Source organism: Paracraurococcus lichenis, assembly GCF_030657435.1.
Taxonomy (GTDB): domain Bacteria; phylum Pseudomonadota; class Alphaproteobacteria; order Acetobacterales; family Acetobacteraceae; genus Paracraurococcus; species Paracraurococcus lichenis.
On record NZ_JAUTWS010000647.1, the window covers coordinates 1 to 203 of the forward strand.

Here is a 203-nt window from a genome sequence, read left to right on the forward strand (position 1 = left end):
CGGCGCTTCGACGACCTCACTGGCACGGTGCTGGCCGGCCATCACCAGCCGCTGCGGGTCTGGGTGCTGTGCCTGTACTTCATGGGGCTGAACCTCTCGAACCGCCAAATTGCCCAGGAGCTGGGTCTCGACGGGTCCGATGTGCAGGCCATGACCGAACAACTGCGCAGCGGCCTGGTCGCCAAGACCCCGCCCGTGCGGCT

At 67.5% G+C, this 203-nt stretch carries 1 protein-coding gene; it reads left to right on the forward strand.

Annotated features, from left to right (window positions below; translation table 11 throughout):
* The coding region (locus tag Q7A36_RS41555; protein WP_370655830.1) for a hypothetical protein at nt 1-203 on the forward strand (203 nt) is incomplete at both ends.